We start from the raw sequence: 15,262 nt of genomic DNA on the forward strand, positions 1-15,262 counted from the left end.
CGATGATTTCGACTGTGCTGGTCGCCAACCGGGGCGAGATCGCCTGCCGGGTGTTCCGTACGTGCCGGGAGCTCGGCATCGGGACGGTCGCGGTGTACTCGGACGCGGACGCCGGCGCGCTGCACGTACGGGAGGCGGACGCGGCGGTACGGCTGCCGGGAGCCGCGCCCGCCGAGACGTATCTGCGCGGTGATCTGGTGGTGAAGGCGGCGCTGGCGGCCGGGGCGGACGCGGTCCACCCCGGGTACGGCTTCCTGTCGGAGAACGCGGAGTTCGCGCGGGCCGTCGAGGGCGCGGGCCTGGTGTGGATCGGGCCGCCTCCGGCCGCCATCGAGGCGATGGCCTCGAAGACGCGGGCCAAGGAGCTGATGGGGGTCGCCCCGCCGGGGGAGGTCACGGAGGCGGATCTGCCGGTCCTGGTGAAGGCGGCGGCGGGCGGCGGCGGCCGGGGCATGCGGGTCGTCCGCGACCTGGCCGCGCTCCCCGGGGAGCTGGCGGCGGCCTCGGCGGAGGCGGCGAGCGCGTTCGGCGACGGCGAGGTGTTCGTCGAGCCGTACGTCGAGAACGGCCGCCATGTCGAGGTCCAGATCATGGCCGACGCGTACGGGACGGTGTGGGCGCTGGGGACGCGCGACTGCTCGCTCCAGCGCCGCCACCAGAAGGTGATCGAGGAGGCCCCGGCGCCGGATCTGCCGGCCGGGCTCGTCGACTCGCTGTACGAGCGGTCCGTGGCGGTGGCGAAGGCCGTCGGCTATGCGGGGGCGGGCACCGTCGAGTTCCTGGTCGCGGACGGCCGGACGCACTTCCTGGAGATGAACACCCGCCTCCAGGTCGAGCACCCGGTGACCGAGGCGGTCTTCGGCGTCGACCTGGTCGCCCTGCAGCTGGCGGTGGCGGAAGGCACGCCGCTGCCCGCCGAGCCCCCCGCCGACCGGGGCCACGCGATCGAGGCCCGCCTCTACGCGGAGGACCCGTCCCGGGGATGGACCCCGCAGACGGGCCGCCTGCACGCGCTGGAGTTCCCGGACGGCGGGCCGGGGCTCCGCGTCGACACGGGGTACGTCTCCGGTGACACCGTCGGCGTCCACTACGACCCGATGATCGCCAAGGTCGTCGTCCACGCGCCCACCCGCGCCGAGGCCGTCCGCAGGCTCGCGCACACCCTCGCCCGGGCCCGGGTGCACGGGCCCGTCACCAACCGGGATCTGCTCGTCGCCTCCCTGCGGCACGCGGAGTTCACTGATCCGGGGCGGTTGGACACCGGTTTCTACGAGCGGAACCTGGTCGATCTGACCCTCCCCGCGCCCGGGGAGGCGTACGCCGCCGTCGCCGCCGCGCTCGCCGAGGCGGCCGCGCGGACGAGCCGCTTCGGCGGCGGGTGGCGCAATGTGCGCTCGCAGGACCAGAGCCGGGCCTACGGAGAGCATGAGGTGCGCTACCGGCCCGCGAAGGACGGCGGCTACACCGTCACCGCGCCCGAGGGCGTCCGTGCCGTCGCCGTCACCCCGCACCGCGTCCGGCTCGAAGTCGACGGAGTCGTACGGGACTTCGACGTCGCCCGGTACGGCGACACCGTCCATGTCGGCGCCCACCGGCTGACCGCCCGCCCCCGGTTCCCCGACCCTCGCGACCAGGCCGCTCCCGGCTCGCTGCTCGCGCCGATGCCGGGCACCGTCGTCCGGGTCGCGGACGGTCTGGCGGTCGGCGACGCGGTCACCGCCGGGCAGCCGCTCCTCTGGCTGGAGGCCATGAAGATGGAGCACCGCATCACCGCCCCCGCCTCCGGCACGCTCACCGCGCTCCACGCCGCCCCCGGCCGCCAGGTCGAGGTCGGCGCCCTGCTCGCCGTCGTAACGGCCGAAGCACCCGGCGACGCCCCGGCAGACGCACCGGGCGGCCCAACGGCCGACGTACGGGACGACGCACCGGCCGCAGCCCCGCACGCCGTACAGAGCGACGCACCCACCCACGCACAGGAGGAACAGTCCGCATGAGCACCCTCATCGAGTCTCCGGAACACACCGCCCTGCGTGCCGCCGTCGCCGCCCTCGGCCACCGCCACGGCCGCGACTTCGACCGGGCCGCCCTCTGGGCCGAGGCCGGGAAGCTCGGCTACCTCGGCGTGAACCTGCCCGAGGAGTACGGCGGCGGGGGCGGCGGCATCGCCGAACTCTCCATCGTCCTGGAGGAGGCGGGCGCGGCCGGCGCGCCCCTGCTGATGATGATCGTCTCCCCGGCGATCTGCGGCACCGTCATCGCCCGGTTCGGCACAGAGGGGCAGAAGCGGGAGTGGCTGCCGGGCCTCGCCGACGGCACCCGCACCATGGCCTTCGGCATCACCGAGCCCGACGCGGGGTCCAACTCCCACCGCATCACCACCACCGCCACCAGGACCGGGGACGGCTGGGTCCTCAACGGCCGCAAGGTCTTCGTCTCGGGCGTCGACATCGCCGACGCCACCCTCATCGTCGGCCGCACCTCCGACGCGCGCACCGGCAGCCTCAAGCCGTGCCTCTTCATCGTCCCGCGCGACGCCCCCGGCTTCGGGCGTCAGGTCATCGAGATGGAACTCGCCGCCCAGGAGAAGCAGTTCGAGCTGACCCTCGACGACGTCCGCCTCCCGGCGGACGCCCTGGTCGGTGACGAGGACGCCGGGCTCCTCCAGCTCTTCGCCGGCCTCAACCCCGAGCGGATCATGACCGCCGCGTTCGCCATCGGCATGGGCCGCTACGCCCTCGCCCAGGCGGTGGCCTACGCCAAGGAGCGCCAGGTCTGGAAGAGCCCGATCGGCGCCCACCAGGCCATCGCCCACCCCCTCGCCCAGGCCCACATCGAGCTCGAACTCGCGAAGCTGATGATGCTGAAGGCCGCCCATCTCTACGACGCCGGCGACGACATCGGCGCGGGCGAGGCCGCCAACATGGCGAAGTACGCGGCCGGTGAGGCGTGTGTGAAGGCCGTCGACCAGTCCGTCCACACCCTCGGCGGCAACGGCCTCACCCGCGAGTTCGGCCTCGCCCGGCTCGTCACCGCCTCCCGCGTCGCCCGGATCGCGCCCGTCAGCCGGGAGATGATCCTGAACTACGTGTCCCACCAGTCCCTGGGTCTCCCCAAGTCGTACTGACCGGAGGATTCTGGCGACCACCTTCCACCTCTCCAGGGGGCACGCATGGTGTTTCACAGCGAGTACGCGGATGTCCGGCCCGTCTCCCTCCCCATCCACGACGCCGTCCTCGGCAGGGCGGCCGAGCGCGGCGACACCCCGGCCCTGATCGACGGGGCCGGCGGGCTCACCCTCACGTACGCGCAGGTCGACGCGTTCCACCGGCGGGTCGCCGCCGGGCTGGCGGAGACCGGTGTCCGCAAGGGCGACGTCCTCGCCCTGCACAGCCCCAACACCGTCCTGTTCCCGATCGCGTTCTACGCCGCCACGCGGGCCGGGGCGTCGGTCACCACCGTCCATCCGCTCGCCACCCCTGAGGAGTTCGCCAAGCAGCTCCGCGACTCCCGCGCCCGCTGGATCGTCACCGTCTCCCCGCTGCTCGCGGTGGCGCGCCGGGCCGCCGAACTGGCCGGCGGCGTCGAGGAGATCCTCGTCTGCGACGAGGCGGCCGGGGGCCACCGCTCGCTGCGGTCGATGCTCGCCACCACGGCCCCCGAGCCGGCCCCCGCCATCGACCCGGACGAGGACATCGCCGCCCTCCCGTACTCCTCCGGCACCACCGGCGTCCCCAAGGGCGTGATGCTCACCCACACCTCCATCGCCACCAACCTCGCCCAGCTCGAACCGTTCATCCCGATGGGTCCCGGCGACCGCATCCTGGCCGTGCTGCCGTTCTTCCACATCTACGGCCTCACCGCCCTGATGAACGCCCCGCTGAGGCAGGGCGCCACCGTCGTCGTGCTGCCCCGCTTCGAGCTCGACCAGTTCCTCGCCGCCATCGAGGAGCACCGCATCAACGGCCTGTACGTGGCGCCACCGATCGTCCTCGCCCTCGCCAAGCACCCGGCGGTCGCCGACCACGACCTGTCCTCCCTGGAGTACATCGTCAGCGCCGCGGCCCCGCTCGACGCCTCCCTCGCCGAGGCGTGCTCGGCCCGGCTGAAGCTGCCGCCGGTCCGGCAGGCGTACGGCATGACCGAGCTGTCCCCGGGCACGCACGTCGTCCCCCTCGACGCCGTGAACCCCCCGCCCGGCGCGGTCGGGAAACTCCTGCCGAGCACCGAGATGCGGATCCTGTCCCTGGACGACCCGGAGAAGGACGCCGCACCGGGCGCGGAGGGCGAGGTGGCGATCCGGGGGCCGCAGGTCATGAAGGGGTACCTGGGCCGCCCCGACGCGACCGCCGCCATGATCGACTCCGACGGGTGGCTGCGCACCGGCGACATCGGCCGGGTCGACGAGAACGGCTGGCTGTTCGTCGTCGACCGGGTCAAGGAGCTGATCAAGTACAAGGGCTTCCAGGTCGCCCCGGCCGAGCTGGAGGCGCTGCTGCTCACCCACGAGGGGGTGGCGGACGCGGCGGTGATCGGCGTGTACGACGAGGACGGCAACGAGGTGCCCAAGGCGTACGTCGTCCGGCAGCCGCACGCGAGCGGTCTGTCCGCCGAGGACATCATCGGCTTCGTGGCCGGGCAGGTTGCTCCGTACAAGAAGATCCGGCGGGTGGAGTTCGTCGACGGGGTGCCGAGGGCCGCGTCGGGGAAGATCCTGCGCCGCGAGTTGAGGGAGCGAGAAGGCTCATGACCCTGGTCTCCGTCGCCGAGGAACGCGGCATCACCACCCTGACCCTGGACTCCCCGGGGAATCGCAACGCGCTCTCGGCGGCCCTGGTCGCCGAGCTCGCCGAGGCGCTGAAGGCGTGCGGGAAGGATCCGGGTGTACGGGCGGTGGTGCTGACCCACGCCGGTGCCACGTTCAGCGCGGGCGCGGACCTGAAGGCGCCGCCCAACCCGTACACCTTCGTGTCGCTGCTGCGGCAGATCGTGGAGCTGCCGAAACCGGTGGTGGGTGCCGTGCGCGGCCATGTACGGGCGGGGGGTCTGGGGCTCCTTGGCGCCTGCGACATGGTGGTCGCGTCCCCGGAGGCGGACTTCGCCCTGACGGAGGTACGGATCGGGGTGGCCCCGGCCGTGATCTCGCTGACGCTGCTGCCGAAGCTGGAGCCGCGCGCGGCGGCGCGCTACTACCTGACGGGTGAGCGTTTCGGTACGGAGGAGGCGGTGCGGATCGGTCTCGTCACGGCGGGGGAGGACCGCCTGGAGGCGATCCTGGACGGGCTGCGCCGGGGCTCGCCGCAGGGCCTGGCGGAGTCCAAGCGCCTGGTCACGGCTAAAGTCCTGGAGACCTTCGAACAGCACGCGGAGGAGCTGGTGCAGCGCTCGGCGTCGCTGTTCGCCTCCGCCGAGGCGCGCGAAGGGATGACGGCCTTTCTCGAACGACGGGAACCCGAATGGGCGTTGTGACCGCTCCCAAGCAGGACCGCAGCCGGGCCACCCGGCAGCGGCTCCTGGAAGCGGCGGTGGCCTGCCTGGCCGAACACGGCTGGGCGGGCTCCACCGTCTCCGTCGTGGCCGAACGCGCGGGGGTCTCGCGCGGCGCGGCCCAGCACCACTTCCCGACCCGGGAGGACCTCTTCACGGCGGCCGTCGAGTACGTCGCCGAGGAACGCTCCCAGGCCCTGCGCACCCTCGCGGCCCGCGACCGCCGCGAGGTCGTCGCCGCGCTCGTGGACCTCTATACGGGCCCGCTGTTCCGCGCCGCGCTCCACCTGTGGGTCGCGGCCTCGGACGAGGACCAGCTCCGCGCCCGCGTCACGGACCTGGAGGCCCGCGTCGGCCGCGAGTCCCACCGCATCGCCGTGGAGCTCCTGCGCGCCGACGAGTCCGTCCCGGGCGTCCGCGAAACGGTCCAGGGCCTCCTCGACATGGCCCGCGGCCTGGGCCTCGCGACGCTCCTGACGGACGACCGGGCGCGACGGGAACGGGTGGTGGCGCAGTGGGCGGCTCTTCTGGATGAAGCGCTGGGCTGAAACGTCTCTGCATACTCCAGGTATGCATGATGGCGGTACGCTTTTCACATGGCCGAGACGACCCGCATCACGGTGACGATCCCCACGGAGCACGTGGAGGCGATGAAGAAGCTGACGGACAACGTGTCCGCGTACGTGGCGGAGGCGGTGGCCCGGCACATCAGGCACCAGCTCCGCGAAGAGGAATTCCAGCGGTACGAGGACGAGCACGGCGCCTTCACCGAGGAGGAGATGGCCGCCGCCTACGCACGCATCGAGGAAGCCCTGAACCCCGACGTCCGGATGGAGCGCGCCGCGTGAAGCGGAACATGAGCGTCGAAACGCTCGTCCTCGATTCCGAAGGGCTCTCCGCCTGGATCGACGCCAAGAACGTCGAAACGACCGCCGTCCTCAAGGCGTTCGACGCGATCGGGGCCGAATTCGTCGTGTGCGCCAACACCATCGTCGAGGTCATGCACGACAAGGTGAGGCTGCCCCGACTGGACTGGATCCTCTCCCGGGTCAAGGTCGAACCGGTCACCGAAAAGTCCGCCCGGGCGGCGGCCAAGCTGCTCAAGAACACCGGCCTTCACGGCCACAAGCACGCCATCGACGCCACCGTCGCCGAGATGGCGCTGCGCCAGCCCGGCCCGGTGGTGATGCTCACCTCGGACGTGGACGACATGTCCCGCCTGTGCGGCGACAAGGTGCGGCTCCTGCCGCTGTGACCGCCGCCACGTCCGTGCCGGCCGCCCCGCAGTACGCTGGGCACATGCTCGCGCTCGTACGCCGCCGTCACGTGGACCTCCTCCGTGTCGCCGGCATGGGCTGTCGGTCCGCGCTCTGACCCCGACGCCCCCTCCCGGTGGACCGGCGGCGACCCCGCCCCCACGGGCCCCGTACACGACCCCGCGGACGCACCCATGTCGTACTACTCCCAGCTCCCCATCGTCGACCTCGCCGCCGCCCGTCGCGGCCCCCAGGCCCGACGTCTGCTCCACGCCCAGCTGCACTCCGCCGCCCACGACGTCGGCTTCTTCCAGCTGGTCGGGCACGGCGTCACCGAGGCCGACACCCAGGCGCTCACCTCCGCCATGCGGGCCTTCTTCGCGCTGCCCGAGGCCGACCGGCTCGCCATCGACACCACGCTCTCGCCGCACTTCCGCGGCTACACCCGCGTCGGCGACGAACGCACCGGCGGCACCCGCGACTGGCGCGACCAGCTCGACATCGGAGCCGAGCGCCCCGCGCACATCCCCGCCCCCGGCGAAGCCCCCTACTGGTGGCTCCAGGGCCCCAACCAGTGGCCCGCCGCGCTCCCCGAACTGCGCCTCGCCGCCCTCAACTGGGTCGAGCGGCTCAGCGGCGTCGCCGAGCGGCTGCTGCACGAACTGCTCGCCTCCATCGGCGCCCCCGCCGACTTCTACGACGACATCTTCGGCGCCCGAGCCCACCCGCACCTCAAGCTGGTGCGCTACCCGGGCAGCAGCGGCGACGGCGACGACCAGGGCGTCGGAGCCCACAAGGACTACGGCTTCCTCACCCTGCTCCTCCAGGACCACGTCGGCGGGCTCCAGGTCGAGCGGGAGGACGGCGTCTTCCACGACGTACCCCCGCTGCCCGGCGCGTTCGTCGTCAACCTCGGCGAACTCCTCGAAGTGGCCACGAACGGCTACCTCCGCGCCACCCACCACCGGGTCGTCTCCCCGCCCGGAGCGACGGAACGCTTCTCCGTCCCGTTCTTCTACAACCCGCGGCTCGACGCCCGCATCGCCCCGCTGCCCTTCCCGTACGCCCCGTACGCGCCCGGCGTGACGGCCGACCCGGCGAACCCCCTGTTCGCCGAGTACGGCCGCAACGAGCTCAAGGGCAAGCTGCGCGCCCACCCCCTGGCGGCGGCCCGCCACCACGCGGACCTGCTGCGCGACGAGAGCCGGTGGGCTCAGCCCACGATGTCGGCGTAGCCCTCGATGTCCCGCGGGTCGCGCTGGCCAGGGCCGATGTAGCGCGCCGAGGGGCGCACCAGGCGGCCCGTGCGCTTCTGCTCCAGGATGTGCGCCGACCAGCCCGCCGTACGGGCACAGGTGAACATCGAGGTGAACATGTGCGCCGGGACCTCGGCGAAGTCGAGGACGATCGCGGCCCAGAACTCCACGTTCGTCGCCAGGACGCGGTCCGGGCGCCGGTTGTGCAGCTCTTCCAGGGCCGCCTTCTCCAGCGCCTCCGCGACCTCGAAGCGCGGCGCGGCCAGCTCCTTGGCCGTACGGCGCAGGACGCGGGCGCGCGGGTCCTCGGCGCGGTAGACGCGGTGGCCGAAGCCCATCAGCCGCTCGCCCTTGTCCAGGGCCTGCTTGACGTACGCGGTGGCGTCGCCGGTCCTCTCGATCTCCTCGATCATGCCGAGGACGCGGGACGGGGCCCCGCCGTGCAGCGGCCCGGACATGGCGCCCACCGCGCCGGAAAGCGCCGCGGCCACGTCCGCGCCCGTCGAGGCGATCACGCGCGCGGTGAAGGTGGAGGCGTTCATGCCGTGCTCGGCGGCCGACGTCCAGTACGCGTCGACGGCCTTGACGTGCTTCGGGTCCGGCTCGCCGCGCCAGCGGATCATGAACCGCTCGACCACCGACTGCGCCTTGTCGATCTCGCTCTGCGGCACCATCGGCAGGCCCTGCCCGCGCGCCGACTGGGCGACGTACGACAGCGCCATGACGGCGGCCCGGGCGAGGTCGTGGCGGGCCTGCTCGGCATCGATGTCGAGGAGCGGTTTGAGGCCCCACACCGGCGCGAGCATGGCGAGCGCGGACTGCACGTCCACGCGGATGTCGCCGGAGTGCACGGGGATCGGGAACGGCTCGGCCGGCGGCAGACCGGGGTTGAACGCCCCGTCGACCAGCAGGCCCCAGACGTTGCCGAACGAGACGTGACCGACCAGATCCTCGATGTCGACGCCGCGGTACCGAAGAGCGCCGCCTTCCTTGTCGGGTTCGGCGATCTCCGTTTCGAACGCGACGACTCCCTCGAGTCCGGGTACGAAGTCGGACATCAGGCGGCTCCTCTATCGATGATCAATCATCCAGTTGGGACGGCATGGCGGGAAGTAACAGTCATCCAGCCGAAGAGTCTGTACGGTTCCGATGATGCGGGGAAGCGTGACATCCGGCACACTCCGCCGATCCGGCGAGGAAGGATTAACGGCACGCGGTGCCGGGCAAACTCCGTCGCTACGGCAGGATGAACCCGTGACCGACGCTCTCGATCCCGCCGACATGCGCGAGCAGTACCGGACGCCGCAGTTGTCCGTGGCCGACCTCGCCCCCGAACCGATCGAACAGTTCGCGCGCTGGTTCAAGGAGACCGCCACCAACCCGGCGATCCACGAGCCGAACGCCATGGTCGTCTCGACCGCCACCCCCGACGGCCGCCCGTCCGCCCGGACCGTCCTGCTCAAGCACTTCGACGAGGCCGGATTCGTCTTCTACACCAACTACGGCTCCCGCAAGGGCGGCGAGCTGGCCGCCAACCCGAACGTCGCGCTGCTCTTCCCCTGGCATCCGCTGGCCCGCCAGGTCATCGTCACGGGCCGGGCGGCCCGCACCGGCCGCGACGAGACGGAGGCGTACTTCCGCACCCGCCCGCACGGCTCCCAGCTCGGGGCGTGGGCCAGCCACCAGTCGTCGGTGATCGAGTCGCGCGAGGAACTTCTCGCGCGGTACGCGGAGTTGGCCGCGCGCTACCCGGAGCACGAGCAGGTGCCGGTGCCGGTGCCGCCGGAGTGGGGCGGCTTCCGGGTGGTCCCGGAGACGGTCGAGTTCTGGCAGGGGCACGAGAACCGCCTGCACGACCGGCTGCGGTACGTGAGGGCCGGGGAGGGCTGGCGGGTGGAGCGCCTGTCCCCCTGAGGCCGCCGCGCCCCGAGGTCGGGAGCGCCCATGGCCCCGAGAACGCGAACGACCCGTGGGCCTTGGTCCCGTCCGCTCGAGTTCGGACGAGAGCCGGCCGGACTTACCGGCGGCCCACGGGTCGGGTGACTGCTTGGGTTTCGGCAGCTGACCTGCCGAGGCACAGAGTGCGACGGCAGGCGTTAGCCCGCAGTCACCTCACGAGTCCGAAAAGAAACCATTTTTTCGGATCACCTCCTTTCGCGTGTACCCACACCCTAGGAACCCCGTCGCGCGCGCTCAAGTGTTTTTCCCGGGCTGATGTTTCCGGGGCGCGAAGATTTCAGCGAAGGGGGTGTGTCCTGCGTCACGTTCCAGTTGAATTGGGCCGGGGCGTGCGGGTAGCACGCGCTTACACCGTCCTGCCAGGGGGTCCGGGATGAGTGCTTCCACGAGCGAGACCGCGGAACGGGCGGCCGACGGGCACGGGCCCGGGTCGGATCTGCTGGCCGCGCTGCTCGACGGGATGGACGCGGCGCTCTGCGCCTTCGACGCCGACGGCATCGTCACGCACTGGAACCGCGAGGCCGAGCGGATCCTCGGCTGGTCGGCCGAGGAGGCCGTCGGGCGGCGCGGATTGGCGGGATGGGCGGCCCGGAGCGCGGACGGGGCGGAGGCGCTCGGGCGGCTGATGGGGGCGATGGGGGCTCCGGGCCGGCAGGTGCACGAGTTCGCGCTGCTCCGCAAGGACGGCGGCCGGGTACTCGTACGGACCCAGTCGGCGGGCGTGCGCGGACCGGACGGCGCGCCGGCCGGGGTGTACTGCGCCTTCAGCGAGGTGCACGCGCAGATCGACCTGGAGCGGTCGATCGCGCTGAGCGAGGCGCTGTTCGAGGACGCGCCCTGGGGGGTCGTCGTCGTCGACGTCGATCTGCGGCCGGCCGTGGTCAACGCGCACGCGGCGCGGGCGATGGGCGTGGGCCCCAGGGCCCCGCTCGGTCGGCCGCTCGGGGAGCTGGTCGGCCAGGGCGTGGAGGAGTTGGAGGGCGCGCTCCAGCACGTGCTGGCGGAGGGGGCGCCGCGGGCGGCGGCCGATGTGTGGGTGACGCTGCGGACGGCGGCGGGCGAGCGGAGGTGCTGGCGCAGCGGGTTCGTACGGCTGGCGTCGCCGCTGGCGGAGGAGCCCGTACCGCTGGGCGTGGGATGGCTGTTCCAGGACGTGACACAGGAGCGGCTGGCGGAGCAGGAGGCGGACCGCCTGCGCTTCCGGTACAGCCAGCTGCACCGGGCGGGCGCGGCGGCGGCGGAGTGCGAGGACCCGATGGAGGCGGCGACGGTGCTGCTGGACTTCGCCCTGGCGGGTTTCGCCGACCACGCGCTGATCGACGCGGCGGCGGGGGAGCGGCGCCTGACGCGCGCGGCGGCGACCCCGGAGGGCGCCCCGGGCCCGGTCGCCGCGGTCGCGGGCGGCGGCATCCCGCTCCGCTACCCCTCCGGCCACCCCGCCCTCCAGGCCCTCTCCCGCACGGGCCCGGTCCGCGCCTCGGCGACGGCGTCCCGGCAGGCCGCCGAGGAGTGGGCCGCCGAACGCCACTGGCCGCGCGACGCCGTCCACGCCCTGTGCATGCCGCTGCGCAGCCGTGGCCGCACGGTGGGCGTGGCGACCTTCCTCCGCTCGGCCTCTCGCCCTCCGTTCGAGCGCCCGGACGCGGTGTACGCGGAGACGGTGGCGGTCCGCGTGGCGGCATCGCTGGACCTGGCGAGCGGGGCGGGGGCGGTCGCTGACGGGGACTGAGCCGACACCCGGAGACCGCCGTCCCGGGACGCGGACCGAAGACCCCCGGGGAGCCCGTCGTCTTCCGACGCGCCCCCACCGCCCGCCCCGCCGCCCGCCTCCCTACGCCTGCAGTGCCAGCGTCGGGGACAGCCGGGACGCCCGGACCGCCGGGTAGAGGCCGGCCACCGTGCCGATCAGCAGCGTCGCGGCGAAGCCGCCGGCCACCGCCCACGGCGGGATCACCCACGGCAGCCCGCCCGCGTACGCGTACACCGCCGTCGCCGCTCCGCCGAGCGCCACGCCCGCCAGGCCGCCGAGGCCGGAGAGCATCAGGGACTCCGTGACGAACTGGATCCTGATCTGGCCCCTGGTCGCGCCGAGGGAGCGGCGCAGGCCGATCTCGTGGCGGCGCTCCAGGACCGAGATGATCATGGTGTTGGCGACGCCGACGCCGCCCACCAGGAGCGCGATCCCCCCGAGCCCGAGCAGCAGCGACGAGAACGCCCCCTCGGTCGCCGCCTTGGCCTGGAGGGCCGAGGACGGGTCGCCGACCGCCACGTTCTGCGGGTTCCGCGGGTCGATCGTGGAGGCGAGGAGCTTGCGCACGGTGTGGACGGACGCGTCCGTGGACCTCTCGTACACCGCCGTCGGATGCCCGTCGAAGCCCAGCAGCTTCCGCGCCCCCTCCCACCCCACCAGCGCCGCGCGTTCGATCTCCGGCGCGAGCGGGAGCGGGTCGAGGATGCCGACGACGGTGAAGTACCGGTCGTCGATCCAGACCTGCCGGCCCGGTTCGGTGATGCCGAGCCGCTCGGCCGCCACATGGCCGAGGACGACGGACGGATAGCGGCCGTTGGCCCGGTTCAGCCAGGTGCCGGCGGCCATGCCGCCCCGCAGGACGTCGAGCATGCCCTCGGTGGCGGCTTTCACCGCGATGCCGCCGGTCTCGCCCTCGGGGATCTTCTCCGAGCGCCGGACCGAGCGCTTGAGGTCGCCGGTCGCGCCGACGTCCTCGACGCCGTCGATCCGCCCGACCATCCCCACCGCGTCCTTGGGCAGCTTCACCTCCTGACCGCTGAACATCCCCTCGCCGGGCTTGGCGACCAGCATGTTCGTGCCGAGGGCGTCGAGCTGCCGGAGCAACTGCGCCTGGCTGGACGCCGAGATGCCCACGACCGCGATCATCGTGGCGATCCCGATGGCGATCCCGAGCGCCGACAGCACGACCCGCACGGGACGGCTGCGCAGCCCGGCCGAGCCGACATGCACGACGTCACGCGGCCCGAGCCGCGCCGCCCTCAGGGCGCGTGCGCGTGTACGGGGCATCAGGCGGCGACCTTTCCGAGCGCCGTGTCCGCGACGACCCGGCCGTCGCGGAGGCGGACCTGCCGTGGCAGCCGTCCCGCGATCTCCGTGTCGTGCGTGATGACCGCGATCGTCGCGCCCTGCGCGTTGAGTTCCCGCAGCAGGTCCATCACGGCCTCCCCCGACGCCGAGTCCAGCGCGCCGGTCGGCTCGTCGGCGAGCAGCAGGTCCGGTTCGCCGATCACCGCGCGCGCGATGGCGACGCGCTGCTTCTGCCCGCCGGACAGTTCGTGCGGCCGGTGCCGCATCCGGTCGGCGAGCCCGACCCGGGCGAGCGCGTCGGCGGCCATCGACAGCCGCCTGGCCCGGGGCAGCCCGGAGTACAGCAGCCCTTCGGCGACGTTCTCCAGCGCGCCGACCCCCGGCACCAGATGGAACGCCTGGAAGACGAAGCCGATGTGCCGGGCGCGCAGCGCGGACAGCCGGCGGTCCGTCAGCGAGGCCACGTCGTGCCCGGCGATCTCCACCGTCCCGGTACTGGGCCGGTCCAGGGTGCCGACGATGTGCAGCAGGGTGGACTTGCCGGAGCCGGATGGGCCGACGATGCCGAGGAGTTCTCCCTCGCTGACGAGGAGGTCGACCCCGTCGAGCGCCCGGACGCCACCCGCGTACTCCTTGGTGACCCCGGAGAGTCGTACGACCGTGGTCATGCGGACGGCACCCCGACCTTCATGCCCTCGCGCAGCCCGTCGCCGCTGACCTCCACGCGGCCCTGGCCGAACATGCCGAGTTCGACCTCGACGTCCCTGGCCTTCCCGTTCTCGACGACCTGGATGCCGAAGCCGCCGCCGGGCAGGGCGAGCAGCGCGTTGACCGGCACGGAGAGAACGTTCCTGCGCGTCTCGCCGGTGAGGTCGACGGTGACGGGCGACTGGTCGACGCCCTTGACCTTCTCCGGGGCGTCGAAGGAGACCGTGATGTCGATCTTCGGGCTGGTGTCCTGCGGATCGTCGCCCGGGGAGGCGGTCCTGCCGACCGACGACACCTTCCCCGCCGCCCGGGCCCCGTCCGGAAGCTGTACGGAGACCCGGGTTCCGGTCTTCACCGTCCCGGCTTCCGCGACCGGGAGCTTGAACCGTACGACCCGCTCCGAGCCCGTGACGGTGAGCACCGGACGCCCCGGGCCCACCTGGTCGCCGGTCGCGGCGCCCGCCTCCTTCACCCGCAGCGCGCTGCCCGCGAAGGCGATCGCGTCCGGGCCGATGGTGCCGGTCCGCTTCAGGTCGTGCGACTTCTGCCAGCGTTTCACGGCGGCGGCGGTCTTCTCCGTGTACTCCTCGTCGACGGTGAAACCGGTGTACCCGAGGGCGGCGAGGTTCTCCTCCACCTGCCGGACGTCCTTGCCCTCGTCGCCGGCCTTCAGGGTCCGGTACATGGGCTCCGCGCCGTACATCAGGCGGACGGGCCGGCCGTCGACCTCGTACAGCCGCTCGTCCCGCTCGACGGTGGAGCCGGTGGGAGCGATCCAGTTGAGGGTTCCGGCCGCGCCCGCGTTGATCTTCCGCTCGCCGAGGTGGCCGAGCGTGCCCTCCCGCTGGGAGCTGTCGCTGAGATCGCCGCGCGTGAGGGAGGCGGTGGCGGGCGGCAGCCCCTGATCCGCCACGACCCGCTGCTTCTCGGGCCCGGTCATGGCGGTCACGGAGGTGACGGCCGCGCCCGCTCCGGCGACGGCGACGATCGCCGCCAGGGCGAACACCAGCCTGCGCCGGCTCATCGCGACACGCTCTCGCAGGCCTTGTTGGCCTTCTCGAACTTCTCCTTCTCCGCGCCCTGCGGCATCGGCCGCGCGGGCGCCATCGCGCCGCCGCCCTCGAACGTCGGGTCGGGCATGTCGACGCCGTTCTTGCGCATGCACTGCGCGTACTTGATCATCTTGTCCTTGTCGGCCTGGGTCATCTCCTCGCCCATGCCGGCGCCGCCCTTGCCGCGGCAGGCCTTGAACGCCTTCTCCAGCTTCTCCTTGGACACGTCGCCGCCGATGGCCATTCCGCGCCCGTCCTGGCCCGGCTCGGGCTCGGGCACGTCGAGGCCCTGCTCGCGCAGACACTTCCGGTGCTCAAGGGCCTGGTCGGCCTTCTTCCCCTCGTCGCTCACGCCCGTGGCTTCCGGCTTCTCGCCGGAGCCGGAGCCGGAGCAGGCGGAGGTGAGGAGGAGGGTGAGGGCGGCAAGGCCGGTCGCGGCGGCCAGTTCGATCTTCTGTCGGGTCGTCATGGCGCGAGCGTGCCGGGAGC

At 72.9% G+C, this 15,262-nt stretch carries 15 protein-coding genes; 10 read left to right on the forward strand and 5 right to left on the reverse strand.

Features of this window, described 5'->3' with window-relative positions:
- Positions 1-2: 2 nt before the first annotated feature.
- From ACIRB4_RS01195 to ACIRB4_RS01230, 8 genes are all read left to right on the forward strand, one after another.
- Positions 3-1,994 carry an acetyl/propionyl/methylcrotonyl-CoA carboxylase subunit alpha gene (locus ACIRB4_RS01195; protein WP_403287719.1) on the forward strand — a complete coding sequence of 664 codons (1,992 nt, stop codon included), beginning with the start codon at positions 3-5 and terminating at the stop codon, positions 1,992-1,994.
- Positions 1,991-3,124 (forward strand): acyl-CoA dehydrogenase family protein, encoded by a 1,134-nt coding sequence (locus ACIRB4_RS01200; RefSeq protein ID WP_403287720.1) that lies wholly within the window; start codon positions 1,991-1,993, stop codon positions 3,122-3,124. Before ACIRB4_RS01195 ends, ACIRB4_RS01200 begins: the two co-directional genes overlap by 4 nt.
- 45 nt (positions 3,125-3,169) lie before the next feature.
- Positions 3,170-4,747 carry a 4-coumarate--CoA ligase family protein gene (locus ACIRB4_RS01205; RefSeq protein WP_403287721.1) on the forward strand — a complete coding sequence of 526 codons (1,578 nt, stop codon included), beginning with the start codon at positions 3,170-3,172 and terminating at the stop codon, positions 4,745-4,747.
- On the forward strand, positions 4,744-5,466 hold the full coding sequence (locus tag ACIRB4_RS01210) for an enoyl-CoA hydratase family protein (RefSeq protein ID WP_403287723.1): 723 nt from the start codon (positions 4,744-4,746) through the stop codon (positions 5,464-5,466). The genes ACIRB4_RS01205 and ACIRB4_RS01210 overlap by 4 nt, the downstream gene beginning before the upstream one ends.
- Entirely contained in the window at positions 5,454-6,032 is a 579-nt protein-coding gene (locus ACIRB4_RS01215; protein WP_403287724.1) for a TetR/AcrR family transcriptional regulator, read from the forward strand. Before ACIRB4_RS01210 ends, ACIRB4_RS01215 begins: the two co-directional genes overlap by 13 nt.
- Positions 6,033-6,080: 48 nt before the next feature.
- The gene (locus tag ACIRB4_RS01220) at positions 6,081-6,332 is read left to right on the forward strand and encodes a hypothetical protein (protein WP_403287725.1); all 252 of its coding nucleotides are present in this window, start codon (positions 6,081-6,083) and stop codon (positions 6,330-6,332) included.
- A gap of 8 nt (positions 6,333-6,340) precedes the next feature.
- On the forward strand, positions 6,341-6,739 hold the full coding sequence (locus tag ACIRB4_RS01225; protein WP_403287726.1) for a PIN domain-containing protein: 399 nt from the start codon (positions 6,341-6,343) through the stop codon (positions 6,737-6,739).
- A gap of 195 nt (positions 6,740-6,934) precedes the next feature.
- A complete protein-coding gene (locus ACIRB4_RS01230) occupies positions 6,935-7,975 on the forward strand; it encodes an isopenicillin N synthase family dioxygenase (protein ID WP_403287727.1) in 1,041 nt (346 codons plus the stop codon).
- Here ACIRB4_RS01230 and ACIRB4_RS01235 read toward each other — a convergent pair.
- A complete protein-coding gene (locus ACIRB4_RS01235) occupies positions 7,954-9,054 on the reverse strand; it encodes a citrate synthase 2 (RefSeq protein WP_403287728.1) in 1,101 nt (366 codons plus the stop codon). The genes ACIRB4_RS01230 and ACIRB4_RS01235 overlap by 22 nt on opposite strands.
- Before the next feature lie 223 nt (positions 9,055-9,277).
- Here ACIRB4_RS01235 and pdxH point away from each other — a divergent pair, with 223 nt between their 5' ends.
- Together pdxH and ACIRB4_RS01245 are read left to right on the forward strand one after the other, a co-directional pair.
- Positions 9,278-9,910 carry a pyridoxamine 5'-phosphate oxidase gene (gene pdxH, locus ACIRB4_RS01240; RefSeq protein ID WP_403288631.1) on the forward strand — a complete coding sequence of 211 codons (633 nt, stop codon included), beginning with the start codon at positions 9,278-9,280 and terminating at the stop codon, positions 9,908-9,910.
- Positions 9,911-10,328: 418 nt separating this feature from the next.
- A complete protein-coding gene (locus tag ACIRB4_RS01245) occupies positions 10,329-11,684 on the forward strand; it encodes a PAS domain-containing protein (protein WP_403287729.1) in 1,356 nt (451 codons plus the stop codon).
- A gap of 102 nt (positions 11,685-11,786) precedes the next feature.
- Here the strand turns inward: ACIRB4_RS01245 and ACIRB4_RS01250 are convergent, their stop codons facing one another.
- Genes ACIRB4_RS01250 through ACIRB4_RS01265 form a run of 4 tightly spaced genes read right to left on the reverse strand, consistent with a single transcriptional unit; the run spans position 11,787 to position 15,242 of the window.
- Entirely contained in the window at positions 11,787-12,992 is a 1,206-nt protein-coding gene (locus ACIRB4_RS01250; RefSeq protein ID WP_403287730.1) for an ABC transporter permease, read from the reverse strand.
- Complete coding sequence (locus ACIRB4_RS01255) at positions 12,992-13,681, reverse strand: ABC transporter ATP-binding protein (protein ID WP_403287731.1); 690 nt, start codon at positions 13,679-13,681, stop codon at positions 12,992-12,994. The genes ACIRB4_RS01250 and ACIRB4_RS01255 overlap by 1 nt, the downstream gene beginning before the upstream one ends.
- A complete protein-coding gene (locus ACIRB4_RS01260; RefSeq protein WP_403287733.1) occupies positions 13,678-14,745 on the reverse strand; it encodes an efflux RND transporter periplasmic adaptor subunit in 1,068 nt (355 codons plus the stop codon). The genes ACIRB4_RS01255 and ACIRB4_RS01260 overlap by 4 nt, the downstream gene beginning before the upstream one ends.
- Positions 14,742-15,242: a hypothetical protein gene (locus ACIRB4_RS01265; RefSeq protein ID WP_403287734.1), complete on the reverse strand. Its 501-nt coding sequence runs from the start codon at positions 15,240-15,242 to the stop codon at positions 14,742-14,744. The genes ACIRB4_RS01260 and ACIRB4_RS01265 overlap by 4 nt, the downstream gene beginning before the upstream one ends.
- Positions 15,243-15,262 lie beyond the last annotated feature (20 nt).

It is taken from the genome of Streptomyces sp. NPDC093600 (assembly GCF_044764755.1).
Lineage (GTDB): Bacteria > Actinomycetota > Actinomycetes > Streptomycetales > Streptomycetaceae > Streptomyces.

Excerpts from the sequence above, each read along its gene's own strand:
- ACIRB4_RS01205 (WP_403287721.1), top strand. The coding sequence starts at position 3,170 with ATGGTGTTTCACAGCGAGTACGCGGATGTCCGGCCCGTCTCCCTCCCC.
- ACIRB4_RS01250 (WP_403287730.1), bottom strand. The coding sequence starts at position 12,992 with ATGCCCCGTACACGCGCACGCGCCCTGAGGGCGGCGCGGCTCGGGCCG.
- ACIRB4_RS01195 (WP_403287719.1), top strand. The coding sequence starts at position 3 with ATGATTTCGACTGTGCTGGTCGCCAACCGGGGCGAGATCGCCTGCCGG.
- ACIRB4_RS01235 (WP_403287728.1), bottom strand. The coding sequence starts at position 9,054 with ATGTCCGACTTCGTACCCGGACTCGAGGGAGTCGTCGCGTTCGAAACG.
- ACIRB4_RS01245 (WP_403287729.1), top strand. The coding sequence starts at position 10,329 with ATGAGTGCTTCCACGAGCGAGACCGCGGAACGGGCGGCCGACGGGCAC.
- ACIRB4_RS01255 (WP_403287731.1), bottom strand. The coding sequence starts at position 13,681 with ATGACCACGGTCGTACGACTCTCCGGGGTCACCAAGGAGTACGCGGGT.
- ACIRB4_RS01210 (WP_403287723.1), top strand. The coding sequence starts at position 4,744 with ATGACCCTGGTCTCCGTCGCCGAGGAACGCGGCATCACCACCCTGACC.
- ACIRB4_RS01200 (WP_403287720.1), top strand. The coding sequence starts at position 1,991 with ATGAGCACCCTCATCGAGTCTCCGGAACACACCGCCCTGCGTGCCGCC.
- ACIRB4_RS01265 (WP_403287734.1), bottom strand. The coding sequence starts at position 15,242 with ATGACGACCCGACAGAAGATCGAACTGGCCGCCGCGACCGGCCTTGCC.
- ACIRB4_RS01260 (WP_403287733.1), bottom strand. The coding sequence starts at position 14,745 with ATGAGCCGGCGCAGGCTGGTGTTCGCCCTGGCGGCGATCGTCGCCGTC.
- ACIRB4_RS01230 (WP_403287727.1), top strand. The coding sequence starts at position 6,935 with ATGTCGTACTACTCCCAGCTCCCCATCGTCGACCTCGCCGCCGCCCGT.
- ACIRB4_RS01215 (WP_403287724.1), top strand. The coding sequence starts at position 5,454 with ATGGGCGTTGTGACCGCTCCCAAGCAGGACCGCAGCCGGGCCACCCGG.
- pdxH (WP_403288631.1), top strand. The coding sequence starts at position 9,278 with ATGCGCGAGCAGTACCGGACGCCGCAGTTGTCCGTGGCCGACCTCGCC.
- ACIRB4_RS01220 (WP_403287725.1), top strand. The coding sequence starts at position 6,081 with ATGGCCGAGACGACCCGCATCACGGTGACGATCCCCACGGAGCACGTG.
- ACIRB4_RS01225 (WP_403287726.1), top strand. The coding sequence starts at position 6,341 with ATGAGCGTCGAAACGCTCGTCCTCGATTCCGAAGGGCTCTCCGCCTGG.